The 317-nt window shown below is 47.9% G+C and carries 1 tRNA gene; it reads left to right on the plus strand.

The window, feature by feature from the left end:
• Nucleotides 1-23 precede the first annotated feature (23 nt).
• Nucleotides 24-99, plus strand: a tRNA-Ala gene (locus NQV17_RS37890).
• The last annotated feature ends 218 nt before the right edge of the window (nucleotides 100-317 follow it).

Genomic DNA, 317 nt, shown 5'->3' on the forward strand with positions numbered 1-317 from the left:
GCCTGAGGTCATCTGTACTCAATGGGGGCATAGCTCAGCTGGGAGAGCACCTGCTTTGCAAGCAGGGGGTCGTCGGTTCGATCCCGTCTGCCTCCACCAATCTTCAATGCTAAGAGTTTGCTGAAAATTCAGCGAGCGCTTTGCATTGGCGATTGAGCCAGTCAGAGTGATACGTAGTATGTATCGGCTGTCGTTCTTTAACAATCTGGAAGAAGTAAGTAATTTGGATAGCGGAAGCGTCTTTGAGATGGACGTGGAAACTATCCGGGTTGTGATTGTATCGATGTATCTCAAGATGATTCGAACTTAATGTTCGG

The organism is Burkholderia sp. SCN-KJ (assembly GCF_024656005.1).
Taxonomy (GTDB): Bacteria; Pseudomonadota; Gammaproteobacteria; order Burkholderiales; family Burkholderiaceae; genus Burkholderia.